This window comes from Cognatilysobacter terrigena, from assembly GCF_004361065.1.
In the GTDB taxonomy this organism is placed as follows: Bacteria; Pseudomonadota; Gammaproteobacteria; order Xanthomonadales; family Xanthomonadaceae; genus Cognatilysobacter; species Cognatilysobacter terrigena.
In genome coordinates, this window is record NZ_SELT01000002.1 from 182,274 (window position 1) to 199,277 (window position 17,004).

General features: G+C 69.0%; 14 protein-coding genes. 6 read left to right on the top strand and 8 right to left on the bottom strand.

Annotation, left to right across the window (positions count from 1 at the left end):
* Positions 1-22 precede the first annotated feature (22 nt).
* Together EVS83_RS02680 and EVS83_RS02685 are read right to left on the bottom strand one after the other, a co-directional pair.
* On the bottom strand, positions 23-388 hold the full coding sequence (locus tag EVS83_RS02680) for a TfoX/Sxy family protein (RefSeq protein WP_133499327.1): 366 nt from the start codon (positions 386-388) through the stop codon (positions 23-25).
* A 4-nt stretch (positions 389-392) separates the two neighbouring features.
* A complete protein-coding gene (locus tag EVS83_RS02685; RefSeq protein ID WP_133499329.1) occupies positions 393-881 on the bottom strand; it encodes a GAF domain-containing protein in 489 nt (162 codons plus the stop codon).
* Between the two features lie 215 nt (positions 882-1,096).
* On the opposite strand from EVS83_RS02685, the gene EVS83_RS02690 reads away from it, so the two are divergent.
* Positions 1,097-2,278 carry an efflux RND transporter periplasmic adaptor subunit gene (locus tag EVS83_RS02690; RefSeq protein ID WP_133499331.1) on the top strand — a complete coding sequence of 394 codons (1,182 nt, stop codon included), beginning with the start codon at positions 1,097-1,099 and terminating at the stop codon, positions 2,276-2,278.
* A gap of 6 nt (positions 2,279-2,284) precedes the next feature.
* Complete coding sequence (locus tag EVS83_RS02695; RefSeq protein ID WP_133499333.1) at positions 2,285-5,437, top strand: multidrug efflux RND transporter permease subunit; 3,153 nt, start codon at positions 2,285-2,287, stop codon at positions 5,435-5,437.
* A gap of 252 nt (positions 5,438-5,689) precedes the next feature.
* Here the strand turns inward: EVS83_RS02695 and EVS83_RS02700 are convergent, their stop codons facing one another.
* The gene (locus EVS83_RS02700) at positions 5,690-6,145 is read right to left on the bottom strand and encodes a phasin family protein (RefSeq protein ID WP_133499335.1); all 456 of its coding nucleotides are present in this window, start codon (positions 6,143-6,145) and stop codon (positions 5,690-5,692) included.
* A 184-nt stretch (positions 6,146-6,329) separates the two neighbouring features.
* Positions 6,330-6,692 (bottom strand): 6-carboxytetrahydropterin synthase QueD, encoded by a 363-nt coding sequence (gene queD / locus EVS83_RS02705; protein ID WP_133499337.1) that lies wholly within the window; start codon positions 6,690-6,692, stop codon positions 6,330-6,332.
* 166 nt (positions 6,693-6,858) lie between these two features.
* On the opposite strand from queD, the gene EVS83_RS02710 reads away from it, so the two are divergent.
* The 3 genes from EVS83_RS02710 (at position 6,859) to EVS83_RS02720 (ending at position 11,671) form a co-directional block, all read left to right on the top strand.
* Positions 6,859-10,443, top strand: coding sequence for a PAS domain S-box protein (locus EVS83_RS02710; RefSeq protein ID WP_166636771.1), 3,585 nt, complete (start codon positions 6,859-6,861; stop codon positions 10,441-10,443).
* 79 nt (positions 10,444-10,522) lie between these two features.
* Entirely contained in the window at positions 10,523-10,798 is a 276-nt protein-coding gene (locus tag EVS83_RS02715) for a hypothetical protein (protein ID WP_133499341.1), read from the top strand.
* Between the two features lie 123 nt (positions 10,799-10,921).
* Entirely contained in the window at positions 10,922-11,671 is a 750-nt protein-coding gene (locus EVS83_RS02720) for a hypothetical protein (protein ID WP_133499343.1), read from the top strand.
* A gap of 1 nt (position 11,672) precedes the next feature.
* Here the strand turns inward: EVS83_RS02720 and EVS83_RS02725 are convergent, their stop codons facing one another.
* On the bottom strand, positions 11,673-11,996 hold the full coding sequence (locus tag EVS83_RS02725; protein WP_133499345.1) for a hypothetical protein: 324 nt from the start codon (positions 11,994-11,996) through the stop codon (positions 11,673-11,675).
* Positions 11,997-12,170: 174 nt separating this feature from the next.
* On the opposite strand from EVS83_RS02725, the gene EVS83_RS02730 reads away from it, so the two are divergent.
* Complete coding sequence (locus EVS83_RS02730) at positions 12,171-15,107, top strand: VIT domain-containing protein (protein ID WP_246022748.1); 2,937 nt, start codon at positions 12,171-12,173, stop codon at positions 15,105-15,107.
* A 476-nt stretch (positions 15,108-15,583) separates the two neighbouring features.
* Here EVS83_RS02730 and EVS83_RS02735 read toward each other — a convergent pair whose 3' ends face one another.
* The 3 genes from EVS83_RS02735 to EVS83_RS15555 all read right to left on the bottom strand — a co-directional run bounded on the left by EVS83_RS02735 (position 15,584) and on the right by EVS83_RS15555 (position 16,807).
* Complete coding sequence (locus EVS83_RS02735) at positions 15,584-15,991, bottom strand: hypothetical protein (protein ID WP_133499347.1); 408 nt, start codon at positions 15,989-15,991, stop codon at positions 15,584-15,586.
* Positions 15,966-16,382 carry a hypothetical protein gene (locus tag EVS83_RS02740; RefSeq protein WP_166636772.1) on the bottom strand — a complete coding sequence of 139 codons (417 nt, stop codon included), beginning with the start codon at positions 16,380-16,382 and terminating at the stop codon, positions 15,966-15,968. The genes EVS83_RS02735 and EVS83_RS02740 overlap by 26 nt, the downstream gene beginning before the upstream one ends.
* A 146-nt stretch (positions 16,383-16,528) precedes the next feature.
* Positions 16,529-16,807: a hypothetical protein gene (locus EVS83_RS15555; RefSeq protein WP_166636773.1), complete on the bottom strand. Its 279-nt coding sequence runs from the start codon at positions 16,805-16,807 to the stop codon at positions 16,529-16,531.
* Positions 16,808-17,004: the final 197 nt, after the last annotated feature.

Genomic DNA, 17,004 nt, shown 5'->3' on the forward strand with positions numbered 1-17,004 from the left:
TCGACCCGGCGCGCGGGCCGCGTCAGAACGAAAGCGCATCAGGCGCTTCGGCCTCGTCATGCGCTTCGTGCGCATCGCCCATCGTCGTGGTGACTTCGGACGCCGGCGGCATGCGCCGGGCCGATGGCAGCAATGCCGCGCCCGCAGCCGCCTGCGCGGCGAGTTCGGTGCGGCGGTTGATGTCGACCTGTTGCCAGTGACAGCCGACCAGCGCGCCTTCCAGTGCATACAGAAGGTTGAGGCTGGGCCGGAATCCCGCGCGCTTCACCCGCAGGAACGATTCGACCGCGCCGATCGCGTTGACGTCGTCCCACGTGCGCAGGCCCACCTGGCGGAGCCATGCGGCGGACTTGCCACCGATGTTGAGGAGTCTCGGCGCGTCGGTCATGGCATCACCCCAGCGAGTCGACGAAGGCACGTGCAATCGCCTCGAGACCGCGCTGGTCGTCGAGGTCGAAACGATCGGGTTCCGGGCTGTCGAGGTCGAACACGCCGATGAGCGAGCCGTCCTTCGCCACGAGCGGCACGACGAGTTCCGAACGCGACGCCGAATCGCAGGCGATATGGCCCGGAAACGCATGCACGTCCGGCACGCGCTGCGTTTCGCGCGTCGATGCCGCCGCGCCGCACACGCCCTTGTCGAGCGGAATCCGCACGCAGGCCGGCAGGCCCTGGAACGGGCCGACGACGAGTTCGGTGCCGTCGTAGAAATAGAAGCCGACCCAGTTGAGCGACGGCAGCGCGTTGTAGACGAGCGCCGACAGGTTCGCGGCGTTGGCGATGCGATCGCGTTCGTCGTGCAGCAGGCCGTGCGCCTGGTCGAGCAGTTGTGCGTATTGCTCGGGCTTGGTGCCGCTGAGCGCGGAGGCGGTAAAGGTCATGCGCGAAGTCTAGCGCGCACGATTCGGCCGGATGCGCCGCTTTCGTGCGTTCGTTGTCGCATGCATGCAACGACCGGCACCGACCGTGCATCGCCTGTCCGCATACGACATGACTTTTCGCCCGGGCGGCCGCTTCGGGCATAGCTATACTCCGCAGTGCACAAATTGGCCTGCCGCCCGCGACGCTCGTCGCCCCCGACCCGGAGCCCTCCTGCATGACCTCCACCACGCGCCTCATCGTCGCGGCCGGCGTCCTGTCGCTCGGCCTCGTCGCCTGCAAGAAGGGCGGCGACGCACAGCAGCAGGGACCCGGCGGTGCGATGCCGCCCGCCGACGTCGGCGTGGTCGAAGTCCGGCCGCAGACGCTGCCCGCCACGCGCGATCTTGTCGGCCGTCTCGCGCCGTTCCGCAGCGCGGACGTACGTGCGCGCGTGCCGGGCGTCGTGCAGAAGCGCCTCTACGAAGAGGGTGCGGACGTGCGCGAAGGCCAGGTGCTGTTCCTGATCGATCCGGCCGAACTGCGCGCCGCGACCGGCCAGTCGCAGGCCGCGCTCGCGCAGGCGGAAGCCACGTACACGACGGCCCGCGCCACCGCCGCGCGCGCACGTCGCCTCGGCCCTGCGCAGTACATCTCGAAGGCCGATCTCGACAACGCGCTCGCCGCCGAACGCTCCGCCGCGGCCGCGGTGCAGCAGGCGCGTGCGGCGCTCGCGAGTTCGCGCATCAATCTCGGTTATTCCGAGGTGCGTTCGCCGATCACGGGACGCGCCGGTCGCGCGCAGGTCACCGAAGGCGCGCTGGTCGGGCAGGGCGGTGCGACGCTCCTCGCCACCGTCGACCAGATCGATCCGCTGTACGCGAACTTCTCGATCTCGGTGGCGGAACTCGACCAGCTGCGTCGCGGCGAAGGCAAGGGCGAACCGGCGGATCGCGACGTGCAGATCGTGCTGCCCGACGGCACCGTCTACGCGCAGCGCGGCACGCTCGATTTCGAAGGCAGCGTGGTCGACCCGGCGACGGGCGCGGTCTCGCTGCGTGCCCGCGTGCCGAACCCGGAACGCCGCCTGCTGCCGGGCACCTACGTCGGCGTTCGCGCGACGCTGGGCCTGCAGGACGCCGTCTACCTCGTGCCGCAGGCCGGCGTGCTGCGCGATGCGCAGGGCGCGTACGTCTACGTCGTCGGTGCCGACAACAAGGTCGTGCGCAAGGACGTCGGCGCGGATCGCCAGCAGGACGGCAAGTGGGTCGTCGACCGCGGCCTCGCGCCGGGCGACCGCGTGATCGTCTCCGGCATCCAGAAGGCGCAGCCCGGTGCGGCGGTGAAGCCGACGCCGTGGACCGAAGGCCCGGCGAACGCGAAGCCGGCGCCGGCCGCACCCACCGCGCGTAAGGGCTGATCCGCCATGTCCCGCTACTTCATCAACCACCCCGTATTCGCGTGGGTGATCGCGATCATGGTGGTGATCGCGGGCCTGCTCTCGATCCGCGGCCTCGGCGTCGAGTCGTACCCGAACATCGCACCGCCGCAGGTTGGCGTGTTCGCGAGCTATCCGGGTGCCGACGCGCAGACCGTCGAGCGCGCGGTCACGCAGATCATCGAACAGCAGCTCACCGGCATCGACGGACTGGATTACTTCAGCGCCTCGTCGAGCCAGGGTTCGGCGTCGGTGAACCTAACCTTCAAGCCCGGTGTCGATCCCGACATCGCGCAGATGCAGGTGCAGAACAAGGTCTCGCAGGCGACGCCGCGCCTGCCGTCCGACGTCACGCGTAACGGCATCACCGTCGCGAAGGCGAACTCCGGCTTCCTGTCGGTGGTCGCGCTGAAGTCGTCCGATCCCGCGATCGGCAAGGACCAGCTGTCCGACCTCCTCGCGTCGAACGTGCTCGACCAGATCTCGCGCGTTCCCGGCGTCGGCGGCACGCAGCTGTTCGGCGGCGAATACGCGATGCACATCTGGCTCAACCCCGACAAGCTGCAGGCGTACGGCCTTTCGGCGAGCGATGTGTTGAGCGCGGTGCGCGCGCAGAACGTGCAGTTCTCGGCGGGCCAGGTCGGTGGCGAGCCGTCGCCCGACACCCAGATGTTCACGGCGACGGTCGCGGCGGAAGGCCGGTTCTCCTCGCCGCAGGAATTCGAGAACATCATCCTGCGCGCGGATCCGAACGGCGCGACGGTGCGCCTGCGCGATGTCGCGCGCGTGGAGATCCTCGGCTCCGCGCATGGCTTCGACCTCAAGTGGGACGGCCAGCCGGCCGCCGGCTTCGCCGTGCAGCTCGCGCCGGGCGAAAACGCGCTCGCCGTCGCCGCTGCGGTGAAGCAGCGCATGGACGAACTGCAGCCGAGCTTCCCGAAGGGCGTGCAGTGGTTCTCGCCCTACGACAGCTCGGACTTCGTGCAGATCTCCGTCGACGAAGTCATCAAGACGCTGATCGAAGCGATGGTGCTCGTCTTCCTCGTGATGCTGCTGTTCCTGCAGAACATCCGCGCCACGCTGATCCCGACGCTGGTCATCCCGGTCGCGCTGCTCGGCACGTTCCTGGGCATGAAGATCCTCGGCTTCACGATCAACCAGCTCTCGCTGTTCGGCATGGTGCTGGCGATCGGCATCGTGGTCGACGACGCGATCGTCGTGATCGAGAACGTCGAACGCATCATGACCGAGGAGGGCCTGAGCCCTCGCGAGGCGACGTACAAGGCGATGCAGCAGATCACCGGCGCGGTCATCGCGATCACGCTGGTGCTCGCCGCGGTGTTCGTGCCGTCGGCGCTGCAGTCGGGTTCGGCGGGTGCGGTGTATCGCCAGTTCGCGCTGACCATCGCGATGGCGATGCTGTTCTCCGCATTCCTGGCGCTGGGCTTCACGCCCGCGCTGTGTGCGAACCTGCTGAAGCCGAGCGCGCACCACGACGCCCGCAATCCGATCTTCCGCGGCTTCAACCGCATCTACGACCGGATGGCGAAGACGTATGTCGGCCACATCCGCAGCGCCGTGCAGCACGCACCGCGCTGGATGGCGGTGTTCGCCTTGCTCGCGCTGCTGACCGGGTTCCTGTTCTGGCGCATGCCGGGCTCGTTCCTGCCGGAAGAAGACCAGGGCTATGCGCTCGCGATCGTGCAGCTGCCTCCGGGCGCGACGCTGCGTCGCACCGAAGCGGTGTTCGACCAGATGCGCGAGTCGGTCAAGAAGATCGACGGCTTCGACGGCATGATGCAGGTCGCCGGTTTCTCCTTCATCGGCCAGGGCGAGAACGTCGGCATGGCGTTCATCAAGCTCAAGCCGTGGGACGAGCGCAAGATCACCGCGACCGAGTTCATCCAGCAGGCCAACGGCGCGCTGTTCCCGATCCGCGACGCGCAGATGTTCGTGATCAACCTGCCGACGGTGAACGGCCTCGGCGCGTTCGGCGGTTTCGACATGTACCTGCAGGATCGCAGTGGCCAGGGCCGCGAAGCGCTGCAGCAGGCCATGGGCACGTTGCTGGCGAAGGCGGGGCAGGACAAGACGCTGGTCGGCGTGCGTCCCAACTCGCTCGAGCCGTCACCGCAGTTGAAACTCGACGTCGATCGCGTGCAGGCGCAGGCAATGGGCCTGTCGGTCGGCGACATCTACAACGCGATCCAGATCATGCTGTCGCCGGTGTACGTCAACGACTTCGTGCAAGGCGGCCGCGTCAAGCGCGTCACCATGCAGGCCGACGCACCGTACCGCACGGGCCCGGAGTCGCTCGGGCACTTCTACACGCCGGCGCCCGGCATGACCACGAACGGCACGCCGGCGATGGTGCCGCTGTCGAACGTCGTGCACTCGAAGTGGACCGTCGCCGAGCCGTCACTCACCCGCTACAACGGCTTCGCCGCGGTCGAGATCGTCGGTTCGCAGGCACCGGGCAAGAGTTCGGGCGAGGCGATGAAGGCGATGGAGAACATCGTCAACAACGACCTGCCGCCGGGCTTCGGCTACGACTGGGCGGGCCAGTCGCACCAGGAAATCCTGTCGGGCAGCCAGACCACGATGCTGATGATCCTGTCGATCGTCGTCGTGTTCCTCTGCCTCGCGGCGCTGTACGAAAGCTGGTCGGTGCCGGTGTCGGTGCTGCTGGTGGTGCCGCTCGGCGTGCTGGGTGCGATCGTGTTGTCGATGATGCGCGGCTTGCCGAACGACATCTACTTCAAGATCGGCCTGATCACCGTCATCGGCCTTGCCGCGAAGAACGCGATCCTGATCATCGAGTTCGCGATCGCGGAGCGTCAGCTCGGCAAGCCGCTGCGCCAGGCGGTCGTGGAAGCGGCGAAGCTGCGACTGCGCCCGATCCTGATGACGTCGTTCGCGTTCATCATGGGCGTCACGCCGCTGGCCATCTCGACGGGCGCGGGCGCGAACTCGCGCCATGCGATCGGTACGGGCGTGATCGGCGGGATGCTGTTCGCGACGTTCCTCGGCCTGTTGCTGATCCCGGTGTTCTACGTCGCCGTACGGCGCATCCTGGGTGACACGCTCGACGATCCGCCGAAGCTCGATCCGAACGAGATCCATCGACAGATCCCGCTCTGAGTCGAATCGTCCGCTGCACCTCGAAGCCTCCGCACTGCGGAGGCTTCTTTTTTTGGTGGCGCGAGGCGCCAACTGGTGGCGGATCTCTCTCGTGTCACCACGCAGGTGGGAACGCGACGCGGCGCCCGCCGTGCACCTGCATCGCGCCAATGCGCCAACGTGAAGCACGCATCTGTCTGGCACCGGGGCAAAAAAACCCGGCAGCTGGCGCTGCCGGGTTCGGGGTTTCCAGCGGGAACTGGAGAGAGAAACTTACTTCGCGGCCTTGCCGGCGGCGACGTTGACCGTCTGCTCGGCGGTCTTGGCAGCGCCCTTGGTGGCCTGCTCGAACTGGTCCTGCGCCTGGCGGACGGTCTCGTTCGCGCTGCGGGCAGCGGCTTCGAACTGGCCCTTGGCGATCTGGGCGACCGACTCCTGGACCTTCACGAAGCGGCCGAGGACGTCCTGACCCGTGGTTAGCGCGCGCTCGACATTCTCGCGGGCAACTTGCGCACCGCGCGGCCAGAGGTTCTTGGCGCCGTCGAAATCACGGACGTTGGTGGCTTCGCCGAAGAAGGCGAAGGTGGCCGACGCGCGCTCTTCGAGGGCCGACAGCTGCAGGCCGACGATGGCCTCGGCGTTCTCGAGGGCGAGACGGTTGATGCGGGCCGCGGTGTCGGCGAACTGACGGGTGGCCGCGGCGAACTGCTCGTTGAACTGTGCGTACATGGCGGGCTCCTGAGGCCGGGATCGGCCGAGACTGCATGGATGGTGCGTTGCAGCATAGGCTCGTCTTTTGTGCAGCGCAACAACCGCTCGTCGGCCGTTGCCCGCGGCTCAGGGAGGTGAGCGGCTGTAGCGCCGCAAGCGGCGGTAGGCGGGTCGATCCGCTTTCGGGGCCGGTCTCGGAGCCTCAGGCTCCCGGGCCGCGGTAGCGGCAGCCCGACGTGCAGGTCTCGTGGACCACGATTTCCGACAGCAGCGGCAGCGCAGGCTTCAGCCGGTCCCAGATCCAGGCGGCGAGCCGCTCGCTGGTCGGGTTCTCGAGCCCCTCGATGTCGTTGAGGTAGTGATGGTCGAGCCGGTCGTAGATCGGGCGGAAGGCCGCCTTGAGGTCGGCGAAGTCCATGATCCAGCCGGTCTCGGCGCCGGGCTCGCCGGAGACGTGGATCTCCACGCGGAAGGAATGACCGTGCAGGCGGGCGCACTTGTGGCCCGGCGGCACGTTCGGGAGCCGGTGTGCGGCCTCCAGCGTGAAAACTTTAAAGATGTCCATCGCCGGCATTGTACGGGCGGCCTTCCCGGGTGGCTGGGCGGCGCGGGGCCTCTGCTAACGTACCGACGTCGCGGCTTCGACCCCGTTTTACGTGTCCGACTCCGTCCCGAGCACCGCGCCGAACGTTCGCCGCCCGGCGCCGCGGGTGCCGGCGGCATGGGGTCCCGTGTTCGGCAGCCTCCTGCTCGCCGCGATCTACGCACCGCTCGCATTCGCCAGCCTTCGCTGGGGCATGACGCGCGGCGTCGCGTCGCCGATGTGGCCGGCGGCGGGCGTCGCACTCGCCGTGTTCGTTCTGCGCGGACGCCACCTCTGGCCCGGCGTCGTGCTCGGCTACCTCGGGGGTGCGCTGCTCAACGCATCGCCCAATCCGCTGTGGGTGTTGACGGTCGTCGCTGGCGGCAACGCGCTCGCGGTCTACGCCGGGCATGTCGCGCTGGAGCGCCTGCGCTTCAACCCGGCGTTCGAGACGTTCCGCGACTTCGTGACGTTCGCGCTGGTGTCGGCCTCCATCGCCGTCATCTCGTCCAGCATCGGCGCCGCAGCGATCGCCGTGCCACTGCATCTCGCTGCCGACCGCGTCTGGTTGATGTGGAGCCACTGGTATCTCGGCGACATCACCGGCGTGCTGATCGTCGGCACGATGCTGCTGGCCTGGGCGCGGGGCGACTGGACCCGCACGCTGCGCTGGTGGGCGGAGCTCGCCGCCTGCCTCGCGGTGTGCACGGCGATCGCCGCGTACGTGTTCCTGAGCAGCGGCGAACGCATCTACACCTTCATCGTGTATTGCCCGTTGATCTGGGCGGCGCTGTCGCTGCGGCTGCGCGGGGCGAGCGCCGCGTGCTTCCTCGTGGCGATGGTCGCGGTGGTCGGCACCACGCTCGGCGCGGGTCCGTTCGTGTCGCACGACCTCCACGCGCGCTATCTCGACCTGCAGGTGTTCGTCATCGTGATGGCGGCGGCCACGCTGGTGCTCGCGGTGGTCGCCGACGAGCGCCGGTCGCAGCACGCGCTGATGATGAGCGAGACGCGCCTGCGCCTCGCGCTCGAAGCGTCGGACACCGGGCTGTGGAAGATCGACCTGCGCAACAGCGCCATGACGTTCTCGCCCGAGTGCGCGCGGATCACCGGCATCGACGAGCGTGCGATCGCGCCGACCCGCGAAGGCGTCGCGACGCTGCTGCATCCGGATGACCTCGCGCGCATGCGCGTGACGCTGGCCGAGGCGATCGAGCGCCATACCCTTTTCGAAAGCCAGTTCCGCGTGCGCCGGCCCGACGGCAGCGAGCTGTGGATCGAGGCGCGAGGGCGCGCGCTCTACGACGCCGACGGCGCTCCCGCCTCGATGCTCGGCACGATCAGCGACATCACCGAGCAACGTCGCAACGAGCGGCGCCTCGCCGAGCAGGCGCGGCTGCTCGACCTCACGCGCGACGCGATCCTCATCCGCGATCTCGAAGGGCGCATCACGTTCTGGAACGACAGCTGCGAGCGCCTCTACGGATACTGCCGCGACGAAGCGGTCGGGCAGATCGCACGCGAGCTGTTGCGCACCCAATTCCCGCGACCGTTCGAGGAGATCGCGGCGTCGCTGCTCGAGCACGAGCAGTGGGACGGCGAGCTCCTGCATTACCGCAAGGACGGCGAGGCGCGGGTCATCCACGCGCGCTGGGTGCTGACGCGCGATGCGGCGGGCCAGCCGCAGTCGGTGATGCAGACGCATACCGACATCACCAATCGAAAACGCGCCGATGCGGCCACCGCGTTCCTGACGGACCTCGATCGCCACATCGCGCAGGCCTCCAGTGCCGACGAGGTGGCCGAGGTCGGTCTGCGCCTGCTTGGTGAGCATCTCCACCTCATGCGATGTCTGCTGTCCGACATCGACCTGGACAACGCGCGGATTCGGCCGCTCTACGAATGGACGGGTGGTGGTCCCACTGTTCACGGTACGTACGACGCGCGTGATTTCCTCACCAGCGAATTCGGGAAACGCTTGGCGGCGGGCGAATCCGTCGCCATCCGCGATGTGCGCACGGATGCATTGACGGCGTCCGTCGCCTCCAACTACGTGCCCTACCGCACGATCGCATTGGCGGCGACGTCGTACGTCATCGAAGGCCGACTGGCCGGCACGCTGACGGCGTCCGTCGCAGAGCCTCGCCAGTGGCGGCCCGACGAGATTCAATTGCTCCGCGAAGTGGTCGCGCGCCTGTGGCCGGCGATCGAACGCGCGAAGTCGGTTTCGGCGCTGCGCGAATCCGAAGCGCGCTTCCGGCAGATGGCCGACACCGCCCCGATGATGATCTGGGTGGCCGAAGCCGACGGCCGCTGCAGCTACGTCAGCCGGCGCTGGACCGAATTCACGGGGCGCGTGCCCGAGGCCGAGCTCGGCTACGGCTGGAAGGATGTCGTGCATCCCGACGACCTGCCCGCGTACTCGGATGCCTTCGGCGAGGCGGCTGCCGCGCAGCGCGCGTTCGCGTCGGAATACCGCGCGCTGCGGTGGGACGGCGCGTGGCGCTGGCTTCACGCGACGGCGCGTCCGCGTTTCGGTGCGGCGGGCGAATTCCTCGGCTACATCGGCGCGGTGATGGACGTCACCGAGCGTCGCGATGCCGAGGATGCGCTGCGCGAGGCCGATCGTCGCAAGGACGAATTCCTCGCCACGCTCGCGCACGAATTGCGCAATCCGCTGTCGCCGATCCGCACCGGCCTGCAGGTGCTCAATGTCACCGACGATGGCGACACCGCGCGACGCACGCGCGCCATGATGGAGCGCCAGCTCGGCCACATGGTGCGGCTGATCGACGACCTGCTCGACGTCTCGCGCATCACCAGCGGCAAGGTCGTGCTGCAGCGCGATCGCATCTCGCTGCAGGATGCGGCGCTCGCGGCGATCGAATCGGCGCGTCCGTTGATCGAACATGCGCGGCATCGGCTGCACGTCGAATTGCCGTCCGCGCCCCTGTGGATCGACGCGGATCCGACGCGCATCGCGCAGGTGATGACCAACCTGCTCACCAACGCGGCGAAGTACACGCCCGACGGCGGCGACGTCACGCTGCGCGCCTACGAGTCGGAGGGATCGGCCTGCGTGTCCGTCATCGACAGCGGCCTCGGCATTCCGCCGGACGCACTCGGCGCGGTGTTCGGCATGTTCGCGCAGGTGAATCGCACGCTCGACCGTGCACAGGGCGGGCTCGGCATCGGTCTCGCGCTCGCGCGGCGACTGGTGGAGATGCACGGCGGTTCGATCACCGCGCAGAGCGAAGGCTTGGGGCGCGGCAGCACGTTCGTCGTGCGACTGCCGCTCGCCGTCGACCTGCCGTCGTCGTTCGAGCACGTTGCGACATCCACGGCGTTCGCGCCGCGCCGCCGCGTGCTCGTCGTCGACGACAACCGCGACGCCGCGGAAACGCTCGGCATGATGCTCGAGCTCGATGGCCATGCCATCTGCGTGGCGTATTCCGCACTCGACGGCCTGCGCCTGGTCGACGAGTTCCGGCCCGACATCGCCTTCCTCGACATCGGCATGCCGGTGATGAACGGCTACGAGCTTGCGCGCCGGCTGCGCGACCGCGACGACGGCGACGCGATGATGCTCGTCGCGGTGAGCGGCTGGGGCGCCGATGCCGACAAGCAGGACGCTGCCGATGCCGGCTTCGACCTGCATCTCACCAAGCCCGTAAGTGTGGAAGCGGTGCAGGAGGCGATGATCCGCACGCGCACCTGCGACATCGCGGGCTGACGCCGATCCGTCACGCAGCCTTGATCCCGATTTCATGGATCGCTGCGTAGAACGAACGCGTCCCACCGAGTCCGCCGTCATGTCTGCCACGCTGTCGTCCGACTGGACCCTCGACCCCGCCCACGCCACCGCGACGCACGTGTCCGGCGTCACCGTGGTCGCCCTCCGCGGCAATGGCCGTGGACGCTATCGGGCGGTGCCGTTGCCGGACACGCTGCCTGCGCCCGGCCCGGGCCTGACCGACGACGACTGCGAGTTCGTCGCGCGACTCGTCGGCGAGCGCGTTCGCGAGGGCGCGAAGCTCCTGCTCGACCTGATGCGCCGCCGGCGCGTCGAGGGCGCGACCCTGCACTGAGGTCGCCGCTGCGCCCGCTCGGCGCAACGATCGGTATACACTCGGGACTGTGCGCGCCATCACGGTCCGCGCCCGCATGCCGAGGGAGGCTGGCCGCGGGCGCCGCGCGACCCAGGAGTCGATGTGACGTCCCAGCAGCTCCAGACCGCGGCCGATGCGACCGAGGGGAGCGATCTCGACCCGGTCGGGCGAGTCGATCGGGAGATCATCCGTCAGGTCGACCTCGACCGCGCGACAGCGCTGATCGAACGCCGCAGTGCGTCGGGCCTGCTCGACGAGCTCGCCGGCATCGTGCAGGCGCTCGAAGTCGCCGATTCCCGTACCACGCCGCGCCGGGCCACCATCGTCGGCCGGTTGCTGGGTCGCGATCTGTCCGGGCAGGCGCGGGCGCGCCAGGCGCACGAACACGTCCGCATCCGTCTTCAACTCGCCGAGCGCCGTGCGCACGACGTGCTCGCGCACGTCCGCGAACTCGACGACGCGAGCGCGCACATCGCGCGCCAGCGCGCGCGGCTCGCCGAGATCGCCGAACGCGGTCGCGAAGCATTCGATGCCTTCGAAGGCGGTACGCGATCCGATGCGATGGGGCGTCGCCTCGACCACCTCACGCTGCTGTTGAGCACGTGGGACATCGCGATTGCGCATCTGCGGCTCGTGCGCCAGTACGACGAACTCCTGCTCGCACGCTATGCACACGTGCGCGACGTCGTGGTGCCGCAGTGGTTGCGTCGCGTCGATGCTGCACTTGCAGCCGAGGAACACGACGGCCCGCCGCCGGGCGAGCCGTTGCGCGAAGCACTGGCGGTGCTGTTGCAGGTGACCGCACCGGAGCCCGCGGTGTTCCCGCGCGCCGAGGACGTGCGCGTCGTCTGACCTAGCGTTCGTCGCGATCGAGCATGTCGCGCGATTCGCGCGGCCCACGCGGCTGGCGATGACCTTCGAGCGGAACGTCCGACACGACCGGCGGCGCCGGCGTCGCGGTCGTTGGCTTGTTCCACGCATGCGATTCGAGCATGCCGACACCGACCAGGCCCGGCATCAGCGCGAGCAGCGACAGGTCGTTCCCCTGCGCCTGCGGCGCCACGTGGCTACCGAGCACCGCGCCCGTCGCCACCGCGAGCAGGCCGCACATCATCAGCATTCTGGGATTGCGGACCATGCCGACCTCGAGGGCGGAGGCGTCGAGGCTCGCACGCATCGGCTGCACGCCATGTCGAGACGCAGCGGGCCGAACCGCGCTATTCATGCCCCGTGCGAAGGCGTGAGCACGCAGTGACCCGGTGCGGTCGAGGCCGATCCATCGCAAGCGGCTGTAACCCCGTCCGCAGCTCGGGTACGTTCTAGCCGGGGACTTCCAACGGACTCGACCATCATGCGATCGCTCGTCGCCTTGCTCGTCTGCGCGCTCGTCGCCTCGCCGTGCCTCGCGCAGGCGCGGCGCAACCTCACTGCACCACCCTTGGTGACGACCGATCGGGTCGACGCACCCGTGCGGCTCGAACGCGCCGCGATGTCCGTGGAGCAGGCCGGCGGCACCGTGCGCACCACGCTCGACATGACGTTCCGCAATCCGTCGTCGCGCACGCTGGAAGGCAACCTCGAATTCCCGCTGCAGCCGGGCCAGCAGGTCGTCGCGTTCGCGCTCGACATCGGCGGCCGCCTGCGCAGCGCGGTGCCGGTGGAGAAGCAGCGCGGCCGCCAGGTGCTCGAAGCGATCGAACGTCGTGGTGCGGATCCCGGCCTGCTCGAGCAGTCGCAGGGTGAACACTTCCGCCTGCGCATCTATCCAGTCGCGCCGGGCGGCGAGCGCAGCGTGCGGATCGTGCTGGCGGAGGTGTTGTCCGCCGGCGCGACCTCGGCTTCGTTGCCGGCCGCGTTCGTGGCGGGCCTCGATGCGCTGCCGATCACGGTGCGTGCGAACGACACGCCACGTGTCGAAGGCGCGTTGCGCACGTTGGCGTTCGCACGCAAGGGTCGCGGCCGGTACGAGGCCGTGCTGCATCCGGGCGATGTCGGACGCGCGGGTGCGCTGCGTCTCGTACTTCCGGCTGCCATCGCACCGCTCGCGCAGGTGCAGACGTGGCGCGGCGAGCGCTATTTCGCCGCCGACGTGCCGGTCGCCCTGCGGGCCGAACCACGCGCGCTGCCGCAGAAGATGGTGCTGTTGTGGGATAGCTCGGCGTCGGGCGCGAAGCGCGCGCACGACCTCGAACTCGCGCTGCTCGACGCCTACTTCCATTCCACCCGCGCGGTCGACGTCGACCTCGTGCGCTTCCGCGACACGGTCGAGCCGGCGCAGCACTTCCGCGTGCTCACCGGCGACTGGAGCGCGTTGCGCGCCGCGCTGGAATCGACCGTCTATGACGGTGCGACGCGCTTGAACGGGTGGACGCCACCCGCCGACGCCGGAGAGGTGCTGCTCTTCAGCGACGGAGTGTTCAATTTCGGCGACGCGGCGTTTCCGACGTTCGACGCGCGTCAGCGCCTTTACACGGTGCGCGCGGGCGTCGCCGGCGACGCGGCCCGCCTGAAGGCGCTTGCCGAGGCGCGCGCGGGCGTCGCGATCACGCTCGACAGCATGCGCGACATCGAGCGCGCGCGCAGCGAGCTGCTCAACGACCTGCCGCGCATTGCGGCGATCGACGCCATAGGCGCGCGCGATGTCATCGCCGACTCGACGGTCGTCCGCGACGGCATGCTGCGGATCGCGGGACGACTGACGGACGCCGACGCGCGGGTCACCGTCGATGTCGTGCGCGGCGGAACGCACGAGCGCGTCGAGGTGCCGGTCGCGAACGCGATCGAAGGCGAGTCCGCGGCGCCGCTGTGGGCGCAGTACGACGTCGCCCGGCTCATGGAGGCGCCTGAACGCAATCGCGCGGCGATCGCACGCGTGGGCGCGGATTTCGGCATCGTCACGCCGGGCAGCTCGCTGATCGTGCTCGAGAACGTCGCGGACTACGTGCGCTATTCGATCGCGCCGCCCGACGAGCTGCGCGAGGAATACGCGCGACTGGCCTCGGCCGCTGCCACGCAACGCGACGAGGCGCGTGTGAAGCAACTCGACACCGTGCGCGAGCAATGGAAGGAGCGGGTCGAATGGTGGTCGACGTCGTTCCCCAAGGGCGCGCCGCCGGTCCCGAAGAAGATGCGCGAGCCCGCGGTCGCGGCTGCGGTGGCGTACGCACCGCCCCCGGCTCCCATGGCGACGCCCGCCGAACAGACCGTGCGTGAGGCAGCCGACGCCGCTGCGAACGCCGCGCAGCAGGCGGCATCCGAAGCGGCGGAGCGGACGGATACCGCGCGCGCGGAACGGGCACAGGCGCAATCGCTGGATCGCGTCGCGGTCACCGGCAGCCGCATCGCCGATGCAGAGACGGGCGGGCCGCAGCGCGCGACCGAAATCGGCGTCCACCTGCAACCGTGGACGCCGGATTCGCCGTTCGCGCGTCGTATCCGCGGCCTCGATGCGGACGGTGCTTATGCGGCCTATCTCGACGAACGCACCCGCGCTGAACCCGGCACCGCGTTCTACCTCGACGTCGCCGACGTGCTGTTCGACCGCAAGCGGGACGACCTCGCGCTGCGCGTGCTGTCGAACGTCGCCGAGATGGATCTGGACAACCGCCATGTACTGCGTGTGCTCGGCTACCGCCTGATGCAGGCCGGTCGCGCGGACCTCGCGGTACCGGTGCTCGAGCAGGTACTGGCGATGAGCGACGACGAGCCGCAGAGCTATCGCGACCTCGCGCTCGCGTATGCAGCGATCGGTGACCGGCAGAAGGCCGTCGACCTGCTGTACGAAGTCGTCGCCGGCACGTGGGACGGGCGTTTCCCGGGCATCGAAGTCACCGCGCTCGCGGAGCTCAACGCACTGGTGGCGACTTCGCCCAAGCCGCTCGACACGCATCGCGTTCCGTCCGATCTGCTGCGCAACCTGCCGCTCGATCTGCGTGCGGTGCTGAGCTGGGATGCCGACAACAGCGACATGGATCTGTGGGTGACGGATCCGAACGGCGAAAAGGCCTACTACGCGCATCGCGACACCTACCAGGGCGGCCATATGTCGCGGGACTTCACCGGCGGCTACGGCCCGGAGGAGTTCGCGCTGCGCATCGCGAAGCCGGGACGCTACAAGGTCGAGGCGAACTACTACGGCGATCGCCAGCAGGTGGTGACCGGCGCAACGACCTTGCAGCTGTGGCTCAGCACGCGCTTCGGAACGGCCAAGCAGAAGGACCAGCGGGTGACGCTGCGCCTGCGCGATGACAAGGAAACGGTGCTGGTCGGCGAGTTCGAGGTGAAGTGATGGGACGCGCGGTCGTGTCCACGGATGCGGCCGCGCAGGCGTGCGACGAAGCGTTGCGACGCGTGGGCCAGGGTCGATCGTCGAGTCGAAAGCGCCGATAGGGCAGCGATCAGCGCATCACCGTGCGACCTCTCGGCGACCTCGTCCCGCGCTCGGTCAGCGCAACGCCAGCGCGAATGCCGCGACGAAATTGACGAGCGCGAAGGCGATGCCGAGCAGTGTCAGCAGGGCGGTGCGGTGGCGGCGGTTGCGATAGGTCGTGGTCATGGCGGCGTCGGCGATGTGGCCCCGGCGCCGGCGCGCTGCTCCTGTCGTCCTTCGCCGTCGGTCCGTGCGGCTCGGTAGCGAGCGCCGGGGCAGGGCCATGCTCGGCCACGACGCGACCGGCCGCCGTCCGACGATGGCGCGTCGCTGCGTAGGAAAAATCCGGTGGGATACCGCCGGCCGATTGGCCGCAGCGGCTCGGCTGCGAATCGTCAGTGATACATCGGCTTCTGCAGCAGCGACGCCTGCGGCACGCGGTGCCGCTTGACCCACATCAGCGCGTCGACCGCATCCGTGAATGCGTGCGCGCGAAGCCCCAAACGCGCCGCCATGATCACGCCGACCCGGTCGGCATCGAACAGCTCTTCGTGGGCCGCGATGGCGATGGTGTACGGCAGCGGCGCCGCGTCCGCCCACTCGCGCACGATCTCGAAGCGCTCCGTCAGCGTCGGTGCGCTGGCGATATCGGCATGGGTGAAGTCGAGCAGCAGGCGATTGGTGTCGGCATCGCGCGTGTCGCGGATCGCGTCGAGCGCGATCGAACGCGCTTCGCCGAGCGACAGCGCGCCCTCGACCAGCACCACCAGGCAGTCGTCATCGAGATGGCGTTCGACGTTCATGCGGCTTCTCCGAGACGAGTGTCGCCGCCGGCTCGCTCAACCACCGCTGCGCGGCGGCGCGGTCGGTGAACACCTGCGCGTCGAGGCCGAGACGAGAGGCGACGTACAGGCCCGCGCGGTCCGGCCTCAGCAGCGATTCGGGTGCGGCAAGCGCCAGCGACAGTCCGCGCGGCGCGGCTTCGGCCCATTCCTGGACGATGTCGATGCGCTGCACGTACTGCGGCGGCGCGTCGAGTTGCATGTCGAGGAAGTCGAGAAGCAGCCGACGGAGGCCGCGGTCACGACAGGCCATGACCGCTTCGAAAGCCGTTGCGCGTGCCTGCCCGAGCGTCGCATCCCCCTCGACGCGCAGCACCAGCGTCTCGTTGTCGATGCGCACGTCGGTGTTCATCGCCACTGATGGTAGGCGCGGGGCATGACGCAGACGCACCGCCGGTCGCATGTGCACCAAAGGGCAGGGACGACCGAACGCGTCGAATGCGCGTCGCCAAGCGGCCGTTCCTGCGATGCATCGTGGGCCGGTTCGCCCGGATCGCGTCAGATGTAGGCGCTGCTCGCCGCCCACTTCACCTGCGCGATCACTTCCTTGATGCGTCCGCGTTCGACGAGCTCCGCGGGCGATGCCTCGCCGCGCCGCGTGCACAGCCATCGAGCCAATGCGGCCTCGTCGTGCTTCCAGAAATCGAGGAGCAGGGTGGCGAGCTCCGGCGATTGCGCCCGCACCAGCTCCCATACGCGACGTTCGGCCTCCCGACATTCGTCCTGCGCGCCGGAGCAGTTCGAGCTCCAGGAACAGATCGTCGTGGGGTCGGGCACAGCCGGTCATGCGGGGGATGCTCGCATGGGTCCGGCGTGGCGGGGCTGAATCGTCCATCAACGCGTTCACGACTGCCGCAGCGCACGCGACTGGCGCGGCGTGCATCCCGACGAGCGGTTGGATCCCGCGCCACCGATGCGGCGGAGCAACACGACGACGTATCACGACATTCGCCTTGCGCCGTGTTGCGTCAGCC